This window comes from Halocynthiibacter sp. C4 (genome assembly GCF_028823805.1).
GTDB lineage: Bacteria > Pseudomonadota > Alphaproteobacteria > Rhodobacterales > Rhodobacteraceae > Falsihalocynthiibacter > Falsihalocynthiibacter halioticoli.
This window is the reverse complement of record NZ_JAPEIE010000002.1, coordinates 1,240,110-1,261,952: the sequence shown is the minus strand read 5'-3', so window position 1 is coordinate 1,261,952 and position 21,843 is coordinate 1,240,110. Positions and strand designations below refer to the sequence as shown.

General features: G+C 50.5%; 25 protein-coding genes. 16 read left to right on the top strand and 9 right to left on the bottom strand.

Going from position 1 to position 21,843, the window contains the following annotated elements; all coding sequences use genetic code 11:
- Positions 1-219: 219 nt before the first annotated feature.
- The 6 genes from OU789_RS13425 to OU789_RS13400 form a co-directional block, all read right to left on the bottom strand.
- A complete protein-coding gene (locus tag OU789_RS13425; protein ID WP_274656018.1) occupies positions 220-873 on the bottom strand; it encodes a transglutaminase-like cysteine peptidase in 654 nt (217 codons plus the stop codon).
- A 396-nt stretch (positions 874-1,269) separates the two neighbouring features.
- A complete protein-coding gene (locus OU789_RS13420) occupies positions 1,270-2,106 on the bottom strand; it encodes an anti-sigma factor domain-containing protein (protein ID WP_274656017.1) in 837 nt (278 codons plus the stop codon).
- An 86-nt stretch (positions 2,107-2,192) separates the two neighbouring features.
- A complete protein-coding gene (locus OU789_RS13415; protein WP_274656016.1) occupies positions 2,193-2,693 on the bottom strand; it encodes a hypothetical protein in 501 nt (166 codons plus the stop codon).
- Positions 2,694-2,751: 58 nt separating this feature from the next.
- Complete coding sequence (locus OU789_RS13410; protein ID WP_263951926.1) at positions 2,752-3,264, bottom strand: fasciclin domain-containing protein; 513 nt, start codon at positions 3,262-3,264, stop codon at positions 2,752-2,754.
- A gap of 189 nt (positions 3,265-3,453) precedes the next feature.
- Positions 3,454-4,089 (bottom strand): ChrR family anti-sigma-E factor, encoded by a 636-nt coding sequence (locus tag OU789_RS13405; protein ID WP_274656015.1) that lies wholly within the window; start codon positions 4,087-4,089, stop codon positions 3,454-3,456.
- Positions 4,086-4,604, bottom strand: a complete 519-nt coding sequence (locus OU789_RS13400) for a sigma-70 family RNA polymerase sigma factor (RefSeq protein WP_274656044.1) — start codon at positions 4,602-4,604, stop codon at positions 4,086-4,088. Before OU789_RS13400 ends, OU789_RS13405 begins: the two co-directional genes overlap by 4 nt.
- Positions 4,605-4,850: 246 nt before the next feature.
- Between OU789_RS13400 and OU789_RS13395 the strand changes: the two genes are divergently transcribed.
- The 15 genes from OU789_RS13395 to OU789_RS13325 all read left to right on the top strand — a co-directional run bounded on the left by OU789_RS13395 (position 4,851) and on the right by OU789_RS13325 (position 19,416).
- Positions 4,851-6,131 (top strand): NAD(P)/FAD-dependent oxidoreductase, encoded by a 1,281-nt coding sequence (locus OU789_RS13395; RefSeq protein WP_274656014.1) that lies wholly within the window; start codon positions 4,851-4,853, stop codon positions 6,129-6,131.
- Positions 6,128-6,886 carry a DUF1365 domain-containing protein gene (locus tag OU789_RS13390; RefSeq protein ID WP_274656013.1) on the top strand — a complete coding sequence of 253 codons (759 nt, stop codon included), beginning with the start codon at positions 6,128-6,130 and terminating at the stop codon, positions 6,884-6,886. Before OU789_RS13395 ends, OU789_RS13390 begins: the two co-directional genes overlap by 4 nt.
- Positions 6,883-7,434 (top strand): DUF3833 domain-containing protein, encoded by a 552-nt coding sequence (locus tag OU789_RS13385; RefSeq protein WP_274656012.1) that lies wholly within the window; start codon positions 6,883-6,885, stop codon positions 7,432-7,434. The genes OU789_RS13390 and OU789_RS13385 overlap by 4 nt, the downstream gene beginning before the upstream one ends.
- Positions 7,427-8,152, top strand: coding sequence for an SDR family NAD(P)-dependent oxidoreductase (locus OU789_RS13380; RefSeq protein ID WP_274656011.1), 726 nt, complete (start codon positions 7,427-7,429; stop codon positions 8,150-8,152). Before OU789_RS13385 ends, OU789_RS13380 begins: the two co-directional genes overlap by 8 nt.
- A gap of 172 nt (positions 8,153-8,324) precedes the next feature.
- Positions 8,325-9,014, top strand: a complete 690-nt coding sequence (locus OU789_RS13375) for a sugar transferase (RefSeq protein ID WP_274656010.1) — start codon at positions 8,325-8,327, stop codon at positions 9,012-9,014.
- A gap of 118 nt (positions 9,015-9,132) precedes the next feature.
- On the top strand, positions 9,133-9,696 hold the full coding sequence (rfbC, locus tag OU789_RS13370) for a dTDP-4-dehydrorhamnose 3,5-epimerase (RefSeq protein ID WP_274656009.1): 564 nt from the start codon (positions 9,133-9,135) through the stop codon (positions 9,694-9,696).
- Positions 9,693-10,733 carry a dTDP-glucose 4,6-dehydratase gene (gene rfbB, locus OU789_RS13365; protein WP_274656008.1) on the top strand — a complete coding sequence of 347 codons (1,041 nt, stop codon included), beginning with the start codon at positions 9,693-9,695 and terminating at the stop codon, positions 10,731-10,733. Before rfbC ends, rfbB begins: the two co-directional genes overlap by 4 nt.
- Complete coding sequence (gene rfbD / locus OU789_RS13360; protein ID WP_274656007.1) at positions 10,730-11,575, top strand: dTDP-4-dehydrorhamnose reductase; 846 nt, start codon at positions 10,730-10,732, stop codon at positions 11,573-11,575. Before rfbB ends, rfbD begins: the two co-directional genes overlap by 4 nt.
- Positions 11,572-12,516 (top strand): glucose-1-phosphate thymidylyltransferase RfbA, encoded by a 945-nt coding sequence (gene rfbA, locus OU789_RS13355; RefSeq protein WP_274656006.1) that lies wholly within the window; start codon positions 11,572-11,574, stop codon positions 12,514-12,516. The genes rfbD and rfbA overlap by 4 nt, the downstream gene beginning before the upstream one ends.
- A complete protein-coding gene (locus tag OU789_RS13350; protein ID WP_274656005.1) occupies positions 12,513-13,811 on the top strand; it encodes a lipopolysaccharide biosynthesis protein in 1,299 nt (432 codons plus the stop codon). The genes rfbA and OU789_RS13350 overlap by 4 nt, the downstream gene beginning before the upstream one ends.
- Before the next feature lie 268 nt (positions 13,812-14,079).
- A complete protein-coding gene (locus OU789_RS13345; RefSeq protein ID WP_274656004.1) occupies positions 14,080-15,078 on the top strand; it encodes an O-antigen ligase family protein in 999 nt (332 codons plus the stop codon).
- 3 nt (positions 15,079-15,081) lie between these two features.
- Positions 15,082-16,170 carry a sulfotransferase family protein gene (locus OU789_RS13340; protein ID WP_274656003.1) on the top strand — a complete coding sequence of 363 codons (1,089 nt, stop codon included), beginning with the start codon at positions 15,082-15,084 and terminating at the stop codon, positions 16,168-16,170.
- Positions 16,148-17,404, top strand: coding sequence for a glycosyltransferase (locus OU789_RS13335; protein WP_274656002.1), 1,257 nt, complete (start codon positions 16,148-16,150; stop codon positions 17,402-17,404). The genes OU789_RS13340 and OU789_RS13335 overlap by 23 nt, the downstream gene beginning before the upstream one ends.
- On the top strand, positions 17,379-18,302 hold the full coding sequence (locus OU789_RS13330) for an NAD-dependent epimerase/dehydratase family protein (RefSeq protein WP_274656001.1): 924 nt from the start codon (positions 17,379-17,381) through the stop codon (positions 18,300-18,302). The genes OU789_RS13335 and OU789_RS13330 overlap by 26 nt, the downstream gene beginning before the upstream one ends.
- Positions 18,292-19,416: a DUF1972 domain-containing protein gene (locus OU789_RS13325; RefSeq protein ID WP_274656000.1), complete on the top strand. Its 1,125-nt coding sequence runs from the start codon at positions 18,292-18,294 to the stop codon at positions 19,414-19,416. The genes OU789_RS13330 and OU789_RS13325 overlap by 11 nt, the downstream gene beginning before the upstream one ends.
- Here OU789_RS13325 and OU789_RS13320 read toward each other — a convergent pair.
- The gene (locus OU789_RS13320) at positions 19,397-20,311 is read right to left on the bottom strand and encodes a phage head spike fiber domain-containing protein (RefSeq protein WP_274655999.1); all 915 of its coding nucleotides are present in this window, start codon (positions 20,309-20,311) and stop codon (positions 19,397-19,399) included. The genes OU789_RS13325 and OU789_RS13320 overlap by 20 nt on opposite strands.
- A 2-nt stretch (positions 20,312-20,313) precedes the next feature.
- Positions 20,314-20,577, bottom strand: a complete 264-nt coding sequence (locus tag OU789_RS13315; protein WP_274655998.1) for a spike base protein, RCAP_Rcc01079 family — start codon at positions 20,575-20,577, stop codon at positions 20,314-20,316.
- A 216-nt stretch (positions 20,578-20,793) separates the two neighbouring features.
- On the opposite strand from OU789_RS13315, the gene OU789_RS13310 reads away from it, so the two are divergent.
- On the top strand, positions 20,794-21,273 hold the full coding sequence (locus OU789_RS13310; RefSeq protein WP_274655997.1) for a hypothetical protein: 480 nt from the start codon (positions 20,794-20,796) through the stop codon (positions 21,271-21,273).
- Here the strand turns inward: OU789_RS13310 and OU789_RS13305 are convergent.
- Positions 21,270-21,686: a hypothetical protein gene (locus OU789_RS13305; RefSeq protein ID WP_274655996.1), complete on the bottom strand. Its 417-nt coding sequence runs from the start codon at positions 21,684-21,686 to the stop codon at positions 21,270-21,272. The two genes, OU789_RS13310 and OU789_RS13305, sit on opposite strands and share 4 nt — an antisense overlap.
- Positions 21,687-21,843: the final 157 nt, after the last annotated feature.

Below are 21,843 nucleotides of genomic sequence, written 5' to 3'. Positions count from 1 at the left end.
AACAGCGGTGGCGACGGTAACAGCGGTGGCGACGGTAACAGCGGTGGCGACGGTAACAGCGGTGGCGACGGTAACAGCGGTGGCGACGGTAACAGCGGTGGCGACGGCCAAAAGAATGCGGCTAACGGTACCTAAATTGAACTGAAAACTCGGCTCACGACATGCCAATTAAAAAGGCGCGCTTTTGAAGCGCGCCTTTTTTCTATTTAGAAGCAAAAATCAGCTTTTTAGAATGCCACCTGTTAAAACAGCAACCCAGTTATTTGGTGATTTCGGGCTTTGCATGCGCAGGAAAGTGTAGCCTGTTTTTCTCCAAGGTTTGATCTGATTTACCAAATTATCCAGCACATAATCGCCGTTTGACGTGCGCATGATCAGAACAGCATGGGCATTGCGCTTTTTGTCTAGAACAGTTGCGATCAAAAGCGCTTCGGGGGGATAGCCCATTTTGATGAGCTCGCGCTTCTTGAGCAGAACAAAATCCTCACAGTCCCCTCCGCGTCGTGTCGGGAGAGCCCAGTATTCTTTCACGCGATACTGTTGGCTATCGGAGATTTCATTCACCCGGCGATTGATACTCGCGTTCAATCTCTTAATCTTGTTCATATCGAGTTGAACGTTCGCGGATTTTGACGATCCGGCGCAGGCCCATGAATAGCGCCCGCATACGCCGGCAAATCCCATTGGTGCCGCAGCAGGGGAGCGTTGAATGAGAAAACGGCTGTCGACCCGTTCGGAGGCTTGTGTTTGCGTAGCGCTGGAACCGACTGCAACCGTAGCAGCACAGAGAAGCGCGATCGCCGCGCTTGCTTTTACCTTTCGCACCGCGCGTGCGAGCTTAACTTGAAATAGTCCCTCAATTCTGTTCCGCATAACAATAGCCCAACCTAAAAACACTGTTGAGCCTAGGAAGCCATTCGAATCTGGCGGGAATGTGGTGCGAAATTGGGTCATTGTGTGTCGATAATCAAAGTCTCGTCACATGTTGCTACTATGATTTCTTTAGCAATAAGGACTTTTTCTAAGCCTCCGATTTTGTCATTTGGTGGTTCGTTGAAACAGAACCTAAGTTAGTTGCAATTCGTTTTTGATGATTTTTATCAAGGGAAACTAGGAGCAACTGAGGACATAGAGTAAGTCTCTTCCGATAATATTGCGATCTAATTTGGTCGCAATTCGGTTGGTCGGCGAAAAGATGCGAGGTTTGTGCGAAACCTCGCTTATTAATGACGCTTGAATTTAAGTGCAGCATTGTTTTGAGCCCCTATTCTATTCGGTTACAACAGGGCCAGCGGCGATCATCTCAGAAAGCCCGCCGGTATTGACGTCTTCTGAGGCAACTCTAGCGGTGACCGCCAGAATGCCGCCATCAAGCTGGGAACGGATCCGTTCGGCTACGATGAAGTCAGTTGTGCTATCCTTAGGTAGGACGCCCAATGACACTGGGATAATAGCACCGGTAGGGATTAGCCAAAGCTCCAGTTCGGTGCTGTCCGCGTGTTGCTCTTCTTGGTTCTCGATGTGTACGGCGCCGGAACTTACGTTGTAAGTCAGCGCAAGAAAAACATCGTCGCTCTCTGTTTGAAGGGTTGCGCTATGAGTTGCTTCGGGAAGAGGCTCAGGCGCGGGAAGCGTGGCAACCCCAATTGCCAGAATTATCATAAGTGCGGAAGCGGCACCTAAAAAGAAGCGAAACCAGGAATGTTTCCGCTTCGGGGCTTTGGGCGGTGCCTTTTTAGATGGCGTTGCGACAGCCGGTTCCGATAACCGTTTCTTTATTGTGAGCTTGATATGCCGTGGCGGCAAAATTGGGACGATGACATCTGGTTCGTTCATGTCAGCGCCCTGAAACTTTGGCGTTTGACGCGCGGTCCAGAAAATCCATTCGATTGGGTCCAGACCACTTGCCTGATAGCTGCCAGCAGTTGCCCAGATTGCGAGATACGTATCGAACAAAGCCTCTTCGGACTGAACACGGCTTCCCAGAGTTTGATTGCAATATCCGAATAATTGCGAGCCGGTCTCATTGTACAGCTTGGAAAGCGCGTCTTGGTCGCCGTTTCCAATCTGCAGGATTAAATTCTCGAGTTCGTTTGTACTGGTCATCACAGGCCTTTGGTCGTTCTATGATGTTGCTAGACACGGAAATCGTGGCGGCATTGAGGGCGGATTTCGTCAATTTTGCAGAACCGTCAAATAAACGGATCATATGCCCATTGCAGAAGAGCTTGCCGCTGTTTGGGTCGGCAGAATAGATCGTTTGGGTGGCAGTTTGCCTTGATTTGTCCTGCATGGCGCGCGAAGGATTTCCAGCGCTTGATCTGAATTGAGTCGATGTTCTCCAACCGTCTGCCCATGTAATAGCGGCAATACCACTGGAACCAGCCGCGTGGGTCAGGCCCGTAGATCCAACCTTTCTGTTTCCAGATACTCAGAGGTTGGCGGCTTTTAATACCGAAATAGTTGAGTTGAACAGATGGCTTGTCAGCAATTTTTGCGTGTTCGAACCAGTCGTCGGGAAATTCATCTTGGCAATCGTTGATGTATTTTCCCTCAAATACGCCGAGTTCAAGCATTTGTTTTGGGGTATGAAAGGGACGGAACGCTGGGTCAAAATTCTCACCCGGTTCTGCAATGCATGAATACACGTAGTCGGTTTGAAAGCTATCGTTTACGTGAATCTCGCGGGTCATGAAAAAAAACTTCTTGAAAAGTGGCGCTCCGCCCGAAATTGACGGAGCGCCGTAGGGCTTAGCAGCTTGGTTTAGTGCCGGGGAGCAACACTTTGTCGACAACGTGGATTACGCCATTATCCGCCATAATATCTGCGATAACAACGTTGGCCATTTGACCTGTGCCGTCAGCTACCATCACCCCGTCAGCGCCGGCTTTGATGCAAAGGCGATCGCTTTCGAGCATTGGTTTCACGTAAGTTGAACCAGCAGGGATCATGTCTGAGGTCAGCTTACGGTCGTCTACGTGGTAAAGAAGAACGTTGGTGAGTTGCTGTTTGTTCTCTGGCTTAAGAAGCGTCTCGACCGTGCCTTCTGGAAGCGCGGCAAATGCATCATTTACCGGAGCGAATACTGTGAACGGACCTTCACCGGAAAGTGCGTCTGCGAGGCCGGCTGCTTGTACGGCTGCAACCAGTGTTGTGAAGCGCTCATCGCCTGCTGCGATTTCAACGATGTTGTCAGCAGTTGCGGCGGAACCTGCGGCGCTGATTGCGAGTGCTGCTACTGTAGCTTTGATACCAAATTTCATTTTATCTTCTCCAAATTGCTGGACTGTTTTGCTAGTCCGTTTCTGTGTTCGTATCTCGATTACGCGAGCCGTCTGGAGATGGATCAGAAAATCACGGTTTCGTGATGAATTATTTTTAATCGACTGATTTAAAACATAAAAACCCGCCAATGTTGGCGGGTTTTATTTCTCTTCGTCGTTTGTTGGAGCCTAGATTTTGAAAATCGGTTGCAACAATCGCGGCATAAACGAGTTAAACTTTAGTGGAGCGTCCGTTGCGGCCAAGCAGATGCACGGGTCTCCTGCATCAGCGATTGGAGTATGTTCAACGTCCTCGTTGGCAACCTCAACATCTCCGACACCAAAACGTCCACCTTCGTCACTAAAGCTACCTTGCAGAACGAGCGTCAGCTCAAGGCCTCCGTGAGAGTGATCTGGCATGGCTTGACCCGGGGGAATGTGAAGCAGGCGAACAGAACCGTTCTCTCCAGCAGAGATGATGCATTGCTTTACGCCCAACCCAAGAGATTTCCACTTTGGCGGCTGCCCTTCGAGCGCCTCCATGACCGGGCCGGGGAGTGCGCCTTCGCGCTCATATACCGGTTCACGGACGAAATCATCGTCAAGCTGCGCTAGAATGCTCGCCTTCAAATCTTTTGAAAGGCGTTCCTCCAGCGTCGTTTCAAGTACGACACCGCCAGCGGCATTGTGCGCCTCAAGCGACGCGCGGCAGTCGTCACATAGTGACACATGCGAGGCAACTACCAACGCGAAAGGCTGTGGAAGTGTTCCTGCGGCATATGATGCGAGCAGGTGGTCTGGTAAATGATGGGTAATCGCGGTCATGATCGCATCCCCTTTAACTCATGTCTTAGGCGCTCCAACCCGAGTCGGACGCGCGATTTGATTGTTCCAAGTGGTAGCCCCGTCTGGTTGCTGATCTCCTGGTGGGTCAGCTCACCGAGGTACACCCTCTCGATTATTTCCCGTTGGTCCGGTTTAAGCCGCTGAATGGCTTCTCTGAGCTTGGTAGCTTCTTGTTCTAGTGCGAGCGACTGTGACGCATCTGGTTCCGGGTCCGGCTCTTGCGTGAGCTCTTCCGGAATGGGGCGCCGCTCCTTTCGGATCATGTCGATCATACGGTTGCGGGTGACCTGATAAACCCACGCAGAGACTTGCGCTCGGTTCGGGTCAAATTGTTCTGCCTTGCGCCAAATTGTCAGCATTACGTCCTGAACGATCTCTTCGGCTTGGCCCGAAGATACTCCAGAACGCATGACAAAACCTTTCAGGCGTGCGGCGTAATGGTCAAACAAAGCCCCAAAAGCGGCTTTGTCGCGATTGTCGCGGACGGCAATCATCCACTGTGTTTCTTGTGATAGCGCGCTTTGCGTGTTCACGTCGGTCCTATCTATTTGCCAAGGGGTTTTACCCGAAGGCCTCACTGGTGGTGAGACATAGGAGCGCCGCCGTGGCTTGAGGGCTGTTTGTGTTTCTGCTTCTACAACTATCATACTTCCAATACGGGGCAGCAGAAAATTTGGATCAAAAATGATCCGAACTGTTTTTTTCAGCGTAATATCAGTCAACAACAAGCTGGAGAGACCATGTCATTTGATATCCCTCACTCAGAACCAAAGCGCATCGCCATTATAGGTGGAGGCATTTCAGGGCTTGCCGCAGCGTACCTACTCTCGACCCGCTGCTCGGTCACTCTATTTGAAGCGGGACAGAAACTGGGCGGCCACGCACGAACGATTCATGCGGGCCGGAATGGCAATCAGCCTGTGGACACCGGTTTTATTGTGTTCAACAAAGTGAATTACCCGCATCTGACGAAGATGTTTGAGCATTTGGATGTTCCGATCATCAAAAGCGATATGAGCTTTGGCGCGACGATTGATGATGGGCGGGTCGAGTACGGCTTGGCCACACTTGGTGCTCTCTTCGCTCAGAAGCGCAACCTTCTCCGCCCAGGTTTCGCGCGCATGATCCGTGACATTGGGCATTTTAACAGCCAAGCCGAGAAGCTCGCCACAGACGACAGCGCCACAATCGGCGAACTTATGGACGATCTTCGCGTTGGCGAGTGGTTTCGACGCTTTTATCTGTTGCCGCTTTGCGGTGCGATCTGGTCCACGCCGCCGTCCAAAATTCGCGACTTTCCTGCGCACACGCTTGTACAGTTTTTCCGCAATCACGCGCTTTTGTCGGCGACGGGACAACATCAGTGGTGGACCGTAAAGGGCGGAAGTCGAGAATATGTGTCACGCTTGGAGCATCACCTGCGCGCGCGCGGTGTTGCACTACGCACGGGTGCGCCTGTCTCAAATGTTGTGCGGAAAGAAGGGGGCGTAACAATTCAAACCTCGGCTCAAGCACCTGAACAATTTGATGAGGTGATCTTTGCATGCCATTCAGATCAAGCGCTAAAGCTCCTGCAGAATCCAACACCAGATGAAATCGCTGCACTTTCTGCAATTCGCTTTCAGGACAATGAAGTCATCCTGCATCGTGATGAAACGCAAATGCCGTTGCGCCGTTCTGTTTGGTCAAGCTGGGTTTATCGTGCCAATTCAACAAAAGACGAGCCGAAAATCGGTGTGACCTATTGGATGAACCGGCTCCAAGCCATTCCCGAAAATGATCCTCTTTTCGTGTCGCTTAACCCGCTTAAGCCGGTACCGGACGAGCTGATTTATGACCAAAAAACTTTTAGGCACCCTGTTTTTGATGGAGCCGCTCTAAAGGCCCAGCATGCGTTGAAGAGCATTCAGGGGCAAAATCGAACTTGGTTTGCAGGGGCGTACACACGTCACGGATTTCACGAGGATGGTTTTGCAAGTGCCGTACGGATTGCCGACGCAATGGAGATGCAGACAGCATGACCTCCGCTGTTGAACATATTCGTGGTGTAACCCATCATATTCGGCGCGGCGATGTTCAGCATCGCTTCCGCTATGGTGTTGACTACGTCTTGCTTGACGCCGAAGCGAAGAATGCAGCACCAAGCCTGTTCTCGCGGAATAGGTTCAACCTGCTTTCGGTCAATGACCGGAGCCACGGTGGCAAAGTTGCAAATGGTGACGGAGCAAAGTGGGTCAGGAGGGTGTTGGTCGAGAACGAGATAGAAGCAGCCGACACCAAGATCCTTTTGCTCACGCAACCAAGCTTTCTTGGTTATGTCTTTAACCCAGTCAGTTTTTGGCTGATGATGCGTGAAAATGAGTTGATTGTAGTGATTGCCGAAGTCTCAACACCATTCGGTGATCGGCACTCCTATCTGTGCTTCAACGAAGGGTTAACCCCGATAACAACGAATGACCGGATTAAACGTCAGAAGAAACTGCATGTTTCACCCTATCAACTTGTTGAGGGGGAGTATGAATTCGGCTTCGATATTCGGCCGGATCAAATTTCGATACGGATCATTCATACGCGGGGAAATGAAGGATTGGTTGCGACTTTGTCTGGTGGACGTGAGCCACTTACAAACACTGGCATATTGGGTGCGATTGTTCGGCGGCCGCTTGGCGCCGCGCGAACGGTTGCCCTGATTTATTGGCAGGCGCTGAGGTTAAAGCTCAAAGGAGCAACCTATCGAACACGGCCCGCGCCACCCGAAACCGAGGTATCCAAATGACCACCATTTCTTTACTCCTCTTTGGGGCATTGCTCTTCGTTCTTCTCTCGTCCGGCTTTAAGCGCCAGAAACTTGAACAGTATGCTGAAGGCGGTCCCCGTTTTGACGTACGCAAAGTTTTTAATGGAGCTGTTCTCTGTGAAGGTGTGATCTATGGCCCGATGGGGTCTGTGACCTCTCGGTTCGTCGCCACCATGGATGGAAAGTGGTCGAAAGACGCTGGCAACATTCATGAAGTATTCACCTATGCCAACGGCGAAGAGCAGTCACGTAACTGGCGTATCACGGTGAAAGAAAACGGATATTTCGAAGCGACTGCAGATGATATTGTTGGCGTTGCGAAGGGACGGCAACTTGGTTCTGCTGCGCGCCTCACATATCGCTTGCAGCTTCCTGAGACCGCTGGAGGGCACGTTCTTTCGGTCACAGATTGGATGTACCAACTCGACAACGGGACGATTATCAATCGATCCGAGATGAGGAAATTTGGTTTCAAGGTCGCTGAACTCGTTGCAACGATGCGCCCTCTTGGAGCTTCCGATGTTTAACGGAAAAACCTATTGGATTGTTGGTGCCTCCGAAGGTCTTGGCCGTGCGCTTGCAAAAAGCTTAAGCAATGAAGGGGCTAAACTCGTGGTGTCGGCCCGTTCCGAGCAACGCCTGAAAAGTCTTGCGGGTGAACTGCCAAACGCTCGCTGTGTTGTCATGGACGTTTGTGACAAAAACTCGGTGGAATTGGCGTCCCAGCAAGTTGGTGAAATTGATGGGCTTATCTATTGTGCTGGAGCATATGACCCGATTGGGGCTCTTGATTGGCAAAACGATAAGGTTTTGCGAATGGCGGATGTCAACTTTCAAGGCGCGCTTCGCGTGCTTGGTGAAGTGATGCCGAGCTTCAGCGCGCGCAAGGCAGGGCATATCGTCCTGATTGGTTCGCTCGCAGGGTTTAGCGGATTGCCACAGGCCGTTGGATATGGCGCGAGCAAATCTGCATTGATGCATCTTGCGGAGAACATCAAAGCAGATGTCGCCCGTACAGATATTCAAGTTCAAGTTGTAAATCCGGGTTTCATAAAAACGCGACTTACGGATAAGAACGATTTTGACATGCCCTCGATCATGGAACCAGACCAAGCAGCGACCGCCGTCGTCAACGCGATGAAATCTGGGCGCTTCTCAACCAGCTTTCCGCGTCCATTTTCATGGATATTCAAGCTTTCGCGCTTTGTGCCGTTGTCGCTGTTTCATCGTATAGTTGTGCGTTGATTGCGGATTTGTTCATATTTTCGCGACTATTCGGTACTATTTGAGACATTTTTGCATCCCAAGACCAGTTGGCTAAAATTTTACTCGACTTTAAGTTGAGTGGTTCCTAACACTTATACGCAGTTGTGCGATACTGCAGGGTGGCGGTGTCTGACCTTTGGGAGGTTTGACTGTGAAAGACGTGTCTTTTGACGCGGAAATGAACAACCTAAGCGTGTGTTATGAGTTTCCTGCGCCTCGTTCTGGCGGGTTCTATCAGAAACGGTTCAAGCGTTTATTCGATCTCATAATGGTCGTGTTCTTGCTGCCGATTGTTGCCCCGCTCGTTTTTCTGTTTTGGCTATTGATCCAATTTGGTGGCGGCAAAGGTATTTACCGTCAGGATCGTGTTGGACGGGGTGGCAAACCCTTCTCCTGCCTTAAACTGCGAACAATGGTTTGTAACGCCGAGCAGACATTAGAGGATTTGTGCAAGAATGACGCTCAAATCGCCGCAGAGTGGGCCAAGAACCAAAAGCTGGCCAATGATCCTCGAATTACCAAACTTGGCCGTTTCCTGCGGGCGACGAGTTTGGATGAACTCCCGCAAATTTGGAACGTGCTCAAAGGTGACATGAGCTTCGTTGGGCCGCGCCCAATTATGACAGGGCAAAACCAAGCCTACAAAGCAGCTGGCGGGCGCGCGTACTACACGATGCGCCCCGGCATTACGGGTCTTTGGCAGGTTTTAGGTAGAGGAACGACATCATTCGCAGACCGCGCGGCTTTTGATGAAATCTATTCGGAGCGAATTAGTTTTGTCGGCGACCTTAAACTCATTCTTAACACAGTTAATGTCATTTTCGAGCAAACGGGGCATTGATGTTTAGGTTATCGATGGCTGATTCAACTCGAGTTCCTAGCGCTGTTGGTAGCGTTTGGTCGAGTGATTTTTGCTCGCGCTCCGTTGTCATCAGTATCCTAGAACGGGGCATTAACGAATGAAGATTGAGGAAACTCCACTCGACGGCGTGTTGGTCATTACGCCTGACCGCTTTCAAGATCAACGCGGGTTCTTTTCAGAGACATACGTAAAGAAGAATGTCGAGGGGGCTCTCGGCGGCGTCGAGTTTGTGCAAGACAACCATTCCTATTCCAAAAGCGCGGGAACCTTGCGCGGCCTTCACTATCAAGAGCCCCCGTTTGATCAGGCAAAGCTGGTTCGTTGTACGCGTGGTTCGATCTTTGATGTGGCGCTCGATTTTCGACAGGGATCAATAACCTATGGAGAGTGGTACGCCGAGGAGCTAAGTGCAGAAAACGGTAAACAACTCTTTGTGCCACAGGGCTTTTTGCATGGCTTCCTGACGTTGGAAGATGACACTGAAGTTCTCTACAAGTGCAGTAACTACTATGCGCCGTATCATGATCGGACTATCGCGTGGGATAGCGCGAATATTCGTTGGCCGATTGAAGGCCAAAAGCCGATTATCTCTGAAAAAGACGCTACTGCGCCCGCATTTCAAATTGTCGAGTGTCCGTTTAGTTTGGAGGCCTGCGCATGAAGCTACTTGTTACAGGCGGAGCGGGTTTTATCGGGTCAGCAGTTGTGAAGCTGGCCCTCAAACGAGGCTACGAGGTCGTCAACCTAGATGCGCTCACATACGCGTCATGTCTCAGAAGCCTTAGCGATGTCTCGGATCATCCGGCCTATAGCTTTGAGAAAGCGGATATTCGAGACAGATCAAGGCTTGATCAAGTCTTTGTAAAACATAAGCCGGATGCCGTTATGCATCTTGCAGCAGAAAGCCACGTGGACCGGTCCATTGATGGCCCAAGTGCGTTCATCGAAACCAATATCGTTGGCACGTTTAATTTACTGGAAGCATCAAAATCGTATTGGCAGGAATCAGGTCAGCCCAAGAACTTCAGGTTTCACCATGTGTCGACCGACGAGGTTTTCGGAACACTCGGAGAAACGGGAATGTTCTCTGAAACAACGCCGTACGCCCCTAACAGCCCATATTCCGCGTCCAAAGCTGCCAGCGATCATCTCGTTCGGGCTTGGGCGGAGACTTACGGTTTGCCAGTGGTGCTCAGCAATTGTTCAAATAATTACGGCCCACGGCAATTCCCTGAAAAATTGGTTCCGGTAGTTATCCTTAATGCGCTCGCCGGCAAGGAAATTCCGATCTACGGCAATGGCGCAAACATTCGTGACTGGCTCTTTGTCGAAGACCACGCGGATGCGCTCCTACACCTTCTTGAGAGAAGTGCGCTTTCTGAGAGCTACAACATCGGTGGCGAAAACGAAGCGACGAATCTTCAGATCGTTAACCTAATTTGCGCTGTGTTGGATGATCTGCGCCCCGCGCAAGAGCCGTATAAAGAGCAAATACGTTTTGTCAGGGACAGGCCTGGTCACGATCTCAGATACGCGATTGACCCGCAAAAAATTCGCAATGAGCTTGGATGGCGGCCTTCGGTAACGCTCGAACAAGGCATGCGCAGAACAGTCGAGTGGTATCTGAACAATCAAGATTGGTGGGCACCCCTATTGATGCGAGACGGCGCCGGAGAACGGCTGGGAGTGTCCGCATGATCTTGGTTTTTGGTAAAAACGGCCAAGTGGCGAGAGAGCTTAACAAATTCGACAAAGCGCATTGCATTGGTAGAGATGAAGTCAATCTTGAGCGGCCGGAAGAGAGCGAAGGAATAATCCGGCAATTGCGCCCTGTCGCCGTCATCAATGCCGCGGCCTACACCAATGTGGATACGGCCGAAACAGAGCAGAGAAAAGCGGTTTTGATTAACTCTGAAGCTCCGAGAATTATGGCCAAAACCTGTGCCTCTCTCGGTATCCCCTTTGTACACATTTCGACTGACTACGTGTTTAGCGGCGAAGGCCATCTGCCGTGGCGGCCAGGGGACGAAACTGATCCGGTGAACGCCTACGGGCGGTCAAAGCGCGAAGGAGAGTTGGGTGTTCTCAATGCTGGAGGTCGGTCAGCGGTTTTGAGAACCAGTTGGGTGTTTTCAAGCTACGGGACAAATTTCGTCAAAACTATGCTTCGCCTCGGCAAAGAGCGCGATGAAGTTCTAGTCGTAGCCGATCAGTTCGGCGGGCCAACGCCGGCCACCGAAATCGCTAAAACATGCATGCAATTGGTTGCGCATTTAGAGGCCGATGCCAGCGCTGCAGGTATCTACCATTTTGCCGGTACTCCTACAACAACATGGGCAGAATTTGCCGAAGCGATATTCGCAAAAGCACATATCGAATGCATGGTTACCGAGGTTCAATCGCGAGACTATCCTACCGTTGCTAAACGCCCCTTAAACTCGCGTCTTTGCTGCGAAAATCTCTCCGATCTGGGAGTTGCACAACCAGACTGGCGTGGTGGTTTAACACAAGTAATTGACGAAATGGGAGCCTCTGCATGACACAGAAAAACAGAAAAGGCATCATTCTCGCGGGCGGTTCGGGAACGCGACTATACCCCATCACCATGGGCGTTTCGAAGCAGTTACTTCCAGTCTACGACAAACCTATGATTTATTACCCGCTTTCAGTCTTGATGCTTGCGGGAATTCGAGAAATAGCAGTCATAACAACGCCCCGCGATCAGGCGCAGTTCAAGGAAGTTCTTGGCGATGGGAGCCAGTGGGGAATTGGTCTTGAATACATCGTTCAGGCTTCGCCGGATGGTCTCGCCCAAGCTTTCATCCTCGCCGATGAGTTTCTTGATGGCGCGCCGTCCGCGCTCATTTTGGGTGACAATATTTTCTTCGGTCATGGGTTGCCGACACAGCTAAAGGCCGCAAACTCCCAAGGCGCCGGAGGAACGGTATTCGGGTACCATGTCTCTGATCCCGAACGATACGGGGTTGTCGCTTTTGATGACCGTGGAAAGGCGCTAGAGATCATCGAGAAGCCAACGGTGCCCCCATCGAATTATGCGGTGACCGGCCTATATTTCCTTGATGAAAAAGCTCCTCAGCTTGCAAGAGAGGTGCGGCCGTCGGAGCGCGGTGAGCTCGAAATTACGTCCTTGCTAGAGATGTATTTGCATGCGGGTGAACTGGATGTTCGAACAATGGGTCGAGGGTATGCATGGCTCGACACGGGTACGCACAGCAGCCTTTTGGACGCGGGGAACTTGGTTCGAACTCTAGAGGCGCGGCAGGGCATGTTAACTGGAAGTCCTGATGAAATTGCATTTGAATCCGGCTGGATTGACGGCGATGCGCTAAAGCAGAGAGCCACTCTTTTTTCAAAGACAAACTACGGAAATTATCTGGCCTCACTCTGCGTCGATGGCGTTAACTTTCCTGAAACTCAATGCGCGCAACCTGTTATGGCGGAGTTGCCGAGGCTCATATGAAGGAGAGCAATACAAGCGCACGTAAACTCATTTCAGACAGTATAAGTGCTATACTTCTGAAAGCGGGATCATTGCTGGTCTCGCTTGCGTTTGTTTCTGTTCTTTCATTTGCGTTGCCTGCGAGTGAATACGGCAAATTGGCTGTTGTTCTTTCGTTCGCAATGATTTGCTCGGCCATTGGTTCTTTTGGTCAGTACGATTTGCTCATTCGTGATCTATCTAAATCTTCGCCCGATCGCGAAGGGTTCAAAGAGCAAATTGCAGTTTCTACAAACTGGGCATTCTGGGGCGGAATATTCTGCGGCTCCACGGCTTCAATGTTGCTGCTTTTAGGCGGATTTGACTATCGACTAGCAATCGCTGTTTTGGCCCTATCTTCACTCTTGAGTATTAGTTTCGCTTGGTCGGGCGCTGCCCGCGCACGCGGAGAAAATTTCTGGTCTTTGGCGCCACGAGAGATTTTGTGGCGGCTGGCTGTCGTTATTATTACAGGCGGGCTAGTTGTAATCGATGTTCAGATATCCGCGGCTTCGATGGGACTGCTGCTTGTTGCAGTGCTATTGTTGTTCCTGTTGTTGCAAGGTCAAAAACTCGGGTTCCGTTTGCGGTGGATCACTTTGTCCAAGCCGGCGAGTTTGCTGACACAGCGCGCAAAATGTAGTTTTGATCTGATGATTGGGCAAGTTGCTGCAGTCGGATTGACCACAGTCGATATCGTAATTGTTGGTCTGATGATTTCTGAAACTGCCGCTGCAGAGTACTTCCCGGCAAACCGAATTGCGTTAGCAGTTAGCACTGTTACGTTCGCGCTATATTTAGTGATTTCTCCACTTGTGTCCGCCACGCATTCAAAATTTGACCGCGAGAAGTTGGAGTTTTGGGCGAGCATTGCGACAGCTGCTTCTGTTAGCATAAGCATCCTAATCGGCGCATTGATTTGGATTGGATACCCTTTGGTTTCAATGTTGTTTGCAACGGCAACCACCCAAACGGCAACTGCGCTCACAATCCTCATTCTCGCTCAAGTCTTGCAGGCAAGCCTAGGGTTTGGGAACGCGTTCTTGGCGATGACGGGCCATGAAAGAGCGTTAAGAAAAATTGAGTTTTGGGGCCTAGTGTTTGGGCTAATGTTCATGGCCATTGCCGCTTTGTCGGGATCAATTGTGCTTGTTGCAGGCGCGCGTTTGATCGCTGTTGTGGCTAAGAAGGCTGTCGTTGCTTACACGGCCTACAAGCTTACGGGCTTCGCGCCTTTCTCTTTGAAAGCCCCCACGAAGGCTCTGCGGCATGCATAGCTCACCTGCAAATTCAATAATGCCCGGTTTCGAGCCACGTGTTGACTATCGCATCAGCCCAAAACTCGCCGTAGATCTCGTTCTTTTGCTACTAAGCGTGCGCGTTGTCTTGGGTGCAGTTGGCGTTTGGGTTAATGTTGGGCTTTCCGCGCCGCTCACTTTCTTGAATTTCGCTACATTTTCTTTGTTGGCGTTGTCATCGCCAGTCTTCTGTTCGCGTTATCTGAAGCTTACTGTTTATCTTTTGTGTTTTGCGTTCGTTTCGGTTTTGAGCTTCATCATTACTGCGCCACCAGAAATCGCACGTGGCTTGGATGCGGTGTTTAGAGTTGTATATCTTGCGGCTTGGGTTGGATTCGCGTCCATCTATTTTCGCGGTCAATATGCGGTGGAAAGGCTTCGGCAGTTTGTTCGCTTCCTTATCGGCTTCGGATTCGCGATAAGCGTTTTGCAAATCATAGCTGCTCCGGATCGTTTTCAAATTGCCGGAGAAGTTCGCGCGTTTGGCGTTTCGAGCCACCCTGTTTTGTTCGGAATGTTAATGCTGCTCGCGATTGTGGCGGACGAAATTCTCCGCCTGAAACTTGATCGATCTAAAAGCGTCACTGACTATGTGATTAGATTGATGGGCCTTCTTGCCATGACATTTGCTGTTGCTCAAACGGCCTGGCTGATGCTGGCGATCATCATCGTCGTTTTGGCCTCTTATAACGTTCCTAGACGGCTTCGAGGTGTGTCCTTCTTGCTCTTGGCAGGCGTGTCGATGGGTATGATCTACGCTCTTCCTTGGACGCGGGATCTGTTTTCACTCTTTGAGATATTTACCTCTTTTGGTGAGATATCGAGTGACGTGTACAGCTATCATCTGGTCGACAATTCTATGGCTTGGCGCGTGGTGAATTGGAAGATGTCTTTGAGTGCTGCCATGCCTGTCTGGTATTCTGGTTTTGGCCCAGGGCACTCTGAATTCTATAACTATTTTGGGTTAACGCTTCACAATATGTTCTTTGAGGTATTTGTCGAAACTGGCGTTTTTGGCCTGCTCTTCCTTTTTGCAATTGTTTTGGAAATTACGCGCTGCCTTAGACAATCAGGTCACGTGGGCGCGCTTGGGGAAGTAAGAGCTCGCAGGCTATTTGTCGCGTTTTCCCTCAGTCTTTTTGCCGCCTGCGTACTGAGTGTCACGCTTCTGGGGCAGACCCTGTTGCTGACTCTATACTTTAGTTTGCTCGTCATTGTGACAACGCCAACTTCGGAAATGGGATAGTCCATGGTTGCTCAGATCGACAAAGAAATGCTGCTCCGCCGCCCGTGGAAAGTACCAGGTAGATTGTTTTCCTATGCGTTCATCGAGGGACGCCCACTTACGACAAAAGGGAGGTGGATTAACGGATTGGTCTTCGCGCTTTATCGGTTAGCGCAGGTAATACCTGCGCCGAAGCGGCGCGGTCAGGTGGTTTTCATAGTTGGAACTGGTCGAAGCGGAACTACAATTTTGGGCAAGCTTTTCTCGATACACAGAGAGGTGGTTTTTCTGAATGAGCCAAAAGCTTTGTGGCATTTCGCCTATCCACAAGAGGATCTGATCGGAAGTTACACTGAAGGGCAGGCTACAGTCGTTGTGGAGCCTCAGCAGGATTCACAATTGATCGCGAAGAAAGTCTCTCGCGTGTATCGATGGGCGCAGTTCTGGGGGCGCGCGCGTTGCGTTGTCGATAAGTATCCAGAGTTGGTTTTTCGAGATCGCTTTGTTTTCGATCTCTTCCCGGATGCAAAGTTTATCGCGATGCTTCGCAATGGTGTCGATACCTGCTGTTCGATTGACAAGTGGTCGGCAAAGAATGGTTTGTCAAAAAATGGCGAAACACATGATTGGTGGGGACGAGATGATCGGAAATGGCGTTTGCTCGTTGATGAGCTTGTACCACTACATCCAGATTTGTGCCCTTACATAAGCCAGATTCGGCAGTTCACAGATCATCGGGATAGGGCCGCAGTGGAATGGATTTTGGCAATGCGCGCGGCCGTGTCCGTAACGCGCTCTCAACCCGAGTCGGTTCATATCGTTAGGTACGAAGACCTATGCAATCAACCTTCGAAAACCTTGTCGCGCCTGTTGGAGTTTTGCGGCTTAAAAAGTGACTACACTTTTTTTCGCTATGCGGAGTCAAAGCTCTCTCGCGTTTCATATTATCCAGGCGTCGCGCTTGATCCCATAATCGTGGCACCGTTTCGCGAAACCATGGTTGAGCTTGGTTATCGAGAAAGCTGTGATCGCGTTCAGCCGCGAATAGAGCACGATGAAGAGGTTTTGTTTCCAGCTAGCAGAGATGAATATGCGCGTTCTACTGGCTCATAAGTTCTTCAACCTCGTGGGCGGTGCAGAGGTGTTCGTGCAAGAAACTGCGCGCATACTACAAGAGAATGGTCATGAAGTTCATTTTCTTACAACAGGTAATCCGGATGACGTGGATTGGTCGGAGGCAATTAGCCCATCGCAAGTTACATTCGTCGACCCGCCAGAATACGATAGCGGGTCGCCTGTCCGAAAACTTGCAAATCTGCCTAAAGCAATTTGGTCAACCCAAGCCAAGAAGGTTACGGCTGATCTTCTGAAGAAATTCCAACCAGATTTACTGCATTGTTTTGCGGTTCACGTGCATTTAAGCCCATCAATTTTAGCCGCTGCAAAAGAAGCGAATATTGCGACGGTTATGACTTGCAACGATTACAAACACATCTGCCCGAACTATAAGTTGTTTCATCACGGACGCGTTTGCGAAGATTGTGCCGGCGGCAAGTTTTTCAACGCCGTTAAGAACAGATGCGCGAAAGATAACTATGCGCATAGCGTCGCGAGTGCACTAGAGGCGCAGTTCCATGCGAGCCGAAATGTCTATGGAAAGTTGGTCGATCATTACACGTTCTCCTCTGATTTCATGGCGAATAAAACAATCGAATTCTGGCCCGGTCGCGAGTTCAGCTGGAGCAAGCTAAGAAACCCTTTCAACAGCAAGGACTTCACGCATTCAACGGAAGACGATGGATATGCGCTCTATTTCGGAAGGTTGGTCGAAGAAAAAGGAGTTTCGCTATTGCTTGAAGCCGCAAAGCTTTGTCCTGATGTTCCAATAAAGATTGTCGGTGACGGACCAGAACTAGAGCGGCTTCAATCAACGAAACGGGCTTCCAATTTGGATCAAGTTGACTTCTTGGGGCCAGTTTGGGGGGACGCATTAACCCCTATACTTAAGCGGGCGCGGTGTATTGTTGTTCCATCGCTTTGGCATGAAAACTTTCCCTATGTGATCAATCAAGCGTTCGCAGTTGGCCGTCCGGTAATCGGTGCAAATCGTGGAGGCATTCCGGAGTTGGTCGCGGACGGCGAGCGCGGATTAGTTTTCAAAGTTGAGGACGTTGGTTCTTTAGCGAAGGCCTTAGACACACTTAACAATTCGACAAAGGACGCAGCGCGCATGGGTCAGAACGCAAAGCTCTGGTCGGATGAAACCTTTTCGGATCAAGCCTACTACACCGACCTCTTGTCGGCCTACGAAAGGGCAATTCATGCGAATTCTGATCACGGGGGGTAATGGCTTTATTGGATCACACTTCGTTGGCCGGGCCGTGAAGGCGGGCCATGAGGTTTCTGTGCTTTCTCGAAAGGCGCGGCCAGTATTCGCGCACGGACAGGAATTTCAGCACCTGCCTGGCGGGTATGAAGCCTTGGCGGCGCACCCCGAATGGTTGGAAGGCGTAGAGACGGTTGTCCATGCGGCATGGTCATCGGTTCCCAAGACCGCCACCGCAGACATGCAAGGGGATGTGCAAGCAAACGTTGTTGGAACGCTCAAGCTTCTGGAGATGTTGAAAGATGCCCCATCCCTGAAGCACCTTGTGTTTCTGTCCTCTGGTGGTGCGGTTTACGGTGCCGTTAGCGGAGAGCAAAGCATCCGAGAAGATCACCCTCTTGAGCCAATCAGCGCTTATGGCGTCGGAAAGCTGTGCGCCGAGAAATATTGTCAGCTATTCTCCAACGAAACTGGCGTTCAATTAACCATTGTTCGTCCTTCAAACCCTTTCGGTATGGGGCAAATTTCAGTGGGGGTGCTTGGCGTTGTTTCGACATTTCTTGTAAATGCCATTCAGGGCAATCCTAGCAAGATTTTTGGAGATGGAAGTGTTGTTCGGGACTACCTTCATGTGAGTGATTTGGCGCGTTTTCTATGCAAAACGGTCGAATGTCGCAAATCTGGGATTTACAATTGCGGTTCTGGAATAGGGACTTCGTTAAACGAAGTCGTTGAAGCGGTTGAAGCTGCGGTGGGCAGGCCACTTGTCGTCAATCGTATTCCTGCAAGAGCATTCGATCCGCCCCATATTGTGTTGGATACATCGCGGGCACAACTCAACTTCGGCTGGACATCTGAAACACCTTTGAAAGATGGAATCTCGGAATTGGCACGGGAGCTTTGTTCGCATGCAGATTAACATAATGGGAACACGGGGAATTCCAGCCGCGCACGGAGGTTTTGAAACTTTCGCAGAAGAGTTGGCGCTTTTCCTAGTACGTCAAGGACATGAGGTGTTGGTTTATTGCCAGAAAGATCACGGCGAATCCGGCGCCTGGGAAGAGGATCATTGGCGAGGAATCAAACGCAGGTTTTTTGCCCCCAAAAGCCTAGGCCCGCGCGGAACGATTGAATTTGACTGGGCTTGCACGCGCGATGTTCTTAAGCAGCCCGGCGTCGATTTGGTTTTGGGCTATAACACGGCCGTGTTTAGCGTTGTCCAGCGCCTTCGGGGGCGGTGCGTCTATATGAATATGGACGGGATCGAGTGGAAACGCGCCAAATGGTCCTTGTGGGCAAAGGCATGGTTTTTTCTAAATGAAGTTATCGGCGCAAATATTGCGAATGTCCCGATTGCCGATCATCCCGAGATCGCGCGCCATGTTCGAAAAAGATGCCTAAAGAATCCAGTTATGATTCCATACGGCGCAAACCCGATCGAGCATGCTGACGAGATTGCTCTCTCTGAGTTTGGCCTTTGCAAAGACTCTTTCCTGGTTTCGATCGCACGAATCGAGCCTGAAAACTCGATCCTTGAATTGGTTAGGGCTTTCTCCAGCATTTCAACTGAAAAGAAACTGGTCGTCCTGGGCCGATTTGATGACGACAATCCATATCACAACTCGGTTAAGAAAGCGGCTAGCGAGAATGTGTGTTTTCCCGGCGCGATCTACGATCCAGAAAAAGTAAGCGCATTAAGATATTTCTGCCGCGCATATCTACATGGTCATCAGGTCGGAGGGACGAACCCATCGCTGGCCGAAGCGCTTGGCGCAGGTAACGTGGTAGTTGCCCATAGCAATTCGTTCAATCGATGGGTTGCTGGCTCTGACCAATTTTACTTTTCAGATGAGATCGAGCTTAGAGAAATCTTTGAGATTGTTCTTTCAGAAAATACCAAACTTGCAGCCGCTCGGCACGCCGCAAAGAAGCGGCATGCCGAGGATTTTCTATGGGAGGAAGTGCTTGTTCAATATGAGAAACTACTGACAACTCAATTCACAAAGCGGCAGGTCAAACTGGCGAAAACCTAAGCGAGCGTAGGTGTCTGCTTGTAAGCGGAGGCCAATACCCAGCCGAAACAAATTGCGCTACAAACACCTCTTCTGAACTGTCGCCATATTTTCCCGTCACATCATAAATGCCGCTCAATCCTGCAACACCGCAAATATCGGAAGCTCGCGAAGCAACTTGCCCCGTCGTTCGAATATAGGAGCTGTGCGCATTCCCATGCTCTGCTTGTGCTCCCAAAAGAATAATTGAGTCACCGGATGTTCCGCTCTGTGGACCGAGCCCGAACTCAACACTACCACTCACGTTCGGCGTGAAGAAAAAGCGGGCGCGATAGGTGGTCCCGTCAGCAAGAAGTGTCTGATCGAATGCCGTGACTGATCCGATTTGCGTACGTGTTTCGGATAGATTGCCAACTGGTCCGGAAAAGTGCGTTTCACCTCCAGGAAGGCCACTGAATGCGAAGCGAGCATTTTGAGAGGTACCGGCGCGATAATACGCGGTGATTGCGTAGGTTTCCGCCGCGGTGACGTTGAAGATCGTTTTCAATCGACCCCAAATCATCCCTGTAGAAGATACTTCCACACCGTCAAATTCGCCAAGCGCGTTCAGAGATAAGGCGTTCGCATTGCATGCATCCTTGATCCAATTGGTTGTATTGGCGCGGGAGTGCGCAATTAAATTGGTGCTTTGCGTTTCTAAAAGCAGACCCAAAGCGACTCCCGTAACTGGATCATGGTCGAAGCGCGGTACATCGGAGGCGACTTCAGAGATGTTCGCTGATTGGTCAAAATGATATGCACCCGTGCTTCGAGAGTGACTCACGTTTAGGGGCAAGCTCCCGCCTGTGAAATCAAATACTGTCTCACGCGACAGTTTCCGCTGTGCTGCGGTGTATGAAAGTCCGTATCCGATCATGCTCAAACCACGAATGCATGGATGCCGGACGCTGTCGTTCCTGTCGCGAATACGCGGCGAACACCTGTGGGCAACGTCATAAAATCTGAAACCTTAACCGTGCGCGTTTGCTCCTTTTCGGTCAGAATAACGAGCGTACCGCCAGTTTCGATGTAAAGCGCAAGGGCGACCGAAGAGAGGTCCGTCGTATCGTTCGGAGCAACTGGAACGAGGTCCGTTGACGGGCCGTTTAGATTTGGTTCTCGGTTTTTAAATGGGTTGTGCATAGCAATTCCTTATTGTTCAGCAATCGATGATTTGCGCGGGATGCGGTGAATTTGCACACAATGAATTAAGGAGTTGTGCGAGCGGCGTTCGCTGGAAACCGGCCATCGCAACAGCTGAATTAAACTAAATTCTTGAAACTTAAGTTCGGAGGGGTCACGCAAAATTAAGGCTGCTTGTGCGTTCAATCGTGAGGGATTGAGGTCAAGGAGAAGCAATTGCCACGCATTGCAACAGAAGTCGTTTGTCGAGTTACGGTTAGCCTGCTTTTTACGTGCTGGCTCTACAGCTTGGCATTTGCCGAAACCGTCGTGATCCGGAATGATGCTGGTGGAAACCTTATAGATCGGGTCGCAACGATAGAGCGCTATCGCAAGAGTGATACCAATGTAGAAATCCGAAAAGGCTACTGTGCTTCGGCTTGTACGTTGTTTTTAGGGCTACCTAGCGTTTGTGTGGAAAAGGGCGCTCGATTTGGCTTCCATGGCCCAAGCTCTGCCTACACTGGTATATCGTTGCCGCCTGATAAGTTCGAATATTGGTCTCGACGAATGGCATTATACTACCCGCCACGAATTGCAGACTGGTTTCTTAAATCAGCGCGCTTCAGATTGGTCGGATTCCACTACATCAGCGGCTCAGAGATGATCCGCCAAGGAATTTCAGAATGTGCGCCGAGGAAAGGTCAGGGCGTCTAGGCTGGGCTCGCCGCAAAAGGTGTTGAGATGTTTGATAGCTCTGGTGCTCGCCCGCTTTCCATTTCTCTCGCAAAACCTAAAATTGATGATGCCTGCCCGGCGTCACTGGAAAGCCCTGAAATTTCGGTCAAAACTGGGGATAATTGAGCGATGTTTGAAGGCGATGCGCCGCTTGTTGCGTTCAGTACTGCGCTCGCAAGAACCGCCACTTGGCTATTAAGTTCAGCTTCAGTGAGGTCTGCACTTTTAAGTTGTGAAATCAGTTGTTGAATTAAGGCCGCGCAATTCTCAGAAGACACCGCGCAGGCAGCACTAATTACCTCTGCATCGAAGAAAGTCGATTGAGCTATTGCGCCTTTTGCAAAAGGGCCAAATACTGCGAGGAGTACCGTTGCGAATATGGCGCGTCTCATGTTTTTCCTCGCTTGAGTTGTGGTGACATCTGATAATTTGCACAAATTCCTTGATTTTACAAGGGTAATTGCATCATCTGAGTTTAGAGGTGCTCGGAAGCTTGAAATGCATAACTGCGCTCAATTTTCTAACAAGGCCTAGATTGAGAACTTGATC

Bases quoted from the DNA above. Each gene is read 5' to 3' on its own strand.
- OU789_RS13425 (WP_274656018.1), bottom strand. From the start codon at position 873: ATGCGGAACAGAATTGAGGGACTATTTCAAGTTAAGCTCGCACGCGCG.
- OU789_RS13420 (WP_274656017.1), bottom strand. From the start codon at position 2,106: ATGACCAGTACAAACGAACTCGAGAATTTAATCCTGCAGATTGGAAAC.
- OU789_RS13415 (WP_274656016.1), bottom strand. From the start codon at position 2,693: ATGACCCGCGAGATTCACGTAAACGATAGCTTTCAAACCGACTACGTG.
- OU789_RS13410 (WP_263951926.1), bottom strand. From the start codon at position 3,264: ATGAAATTTGGTATCAAAGCTACAGTAGCAGCACTCGCAATCAGCGCC.
- OU789_RS13405 (WP_274656015.1), bottom strand. From the start codon at position 4,089: ATGACCGCGATTACCCATCATTTACCAGACCACCTGCTCGCATCATAT.
- OU789_RS13400 (WP_274656044.1), bottom strand. From the start codon at position 4,604: ATGATTGCCGTCCGCGACAATCGCGACAAAGCCGCTTTTGGGGCTTTG.
- OU789_RS13395 (WP_274656014.1), top strand. From the start codon at position 4,851: ATGTCATTTGATATCCCTCACTCAGAACCAAAGCGCATCGCCATTATA.
- OU789_RS13390 (WP_274656013.1), top strand. From the start codon at position 6,128: ATGACCTCCGCTGTTGAACATATTCGTGGTGTAACCCATCATATTCGG.
- OU789_RS13385 (WP_274656012.1), top strand. From the start codon at position 6,883: ATGACCACCATTTCTTTACTCCTCTTTGGGGCATTGCTCTTCGTTCTT.
- OU789_RS13380 (WP_274656011.1), top strand. From the start codon at position 7,427: ATGTTTAACGGAAAAACCTATTGGATTGTTGGTGCCTCCGAAGGTCTT.
- rfbC (WP_274656009.1), top strand. From the start codon at position 9,133: ATGAAGATTGAGGAAACTCCACTCGACGGCGTGTTGGTCATTACGCCT.
- rfbB (WP_274656008.1), top strand. From the start codon at position 9,693: ATGAAGCTACTTGTTACAGGCGGAGCGGGTTTTATCGGGTCAGCAGTT.
- rfbD (WP_274656007.1), top strand. From the start codon at position 10,730: ATGATCTTGGTTTTTGGTAAAAACGGCCAAGTGGCGAGAGAGCTTAAC.
- rfbA (WP_274656006.1), top strand. From the start codon at position 11,572: ATGACACAGAAAAACAGAAAAGGCATCATTCTCGCGGGCGGTTCGGGA.
- OU789_RS13350 (WP_274656005.1), top strand. From the start codon at position 12,513: ATGAAGGAGAGCAATACAAGCGCACGTAAACTCATTTCAGACAGTATA.
- OU789_RS13340 (WP_274656003.1), top strand. From the start codon at position 15,082: ATGGTTGCTCAGATCGACAAAGAAATGCTGCTCCGCCGCCCGTGGAAA.
- OU789_RS13335 (WP_274656002.1), top strand. From the start codon at position 16,148: ATGCGCGTTCTACTGGCTCATAAGTTCTTCAACCTCGTGGGCGGTGCA.
- OU789_RS13330 (WP_274656001.1), top strand. From the start codon at position 17,379: ATGCGAATTCTGATCACGGGGGGTAATGGCTTTATTGGATCACACTTC.
- OU789_RS13325 (WP_274656000.1), top strand. From the start codon at position 18,292: ATGCAGATTAACATAATGGGAACACGGGGAATTCCAGCCGCGCACGGA.
- OU789_RS13320 (WP_274655999.1), bottom strand. From the start codon at position 20,311: ATGATCGGATACGGACTTTCATACACCGCAGCACAGCGGAAACTGTCG.
- OU789_RS13315 (WP_274655998.1), bottom strand. From the start codon at position 20,577: ATGCACAACCCATTTAAAAACCGAGAACCAAATCTAAACGGCCCGTCA.
- OU789_RS13305 (WP_274655996.1), bottom strand. From the start codon at position 21,686: ATGAGACGCGCCATATTCGCAACGGTACTCCTCGCAGTATTTGGCCCT.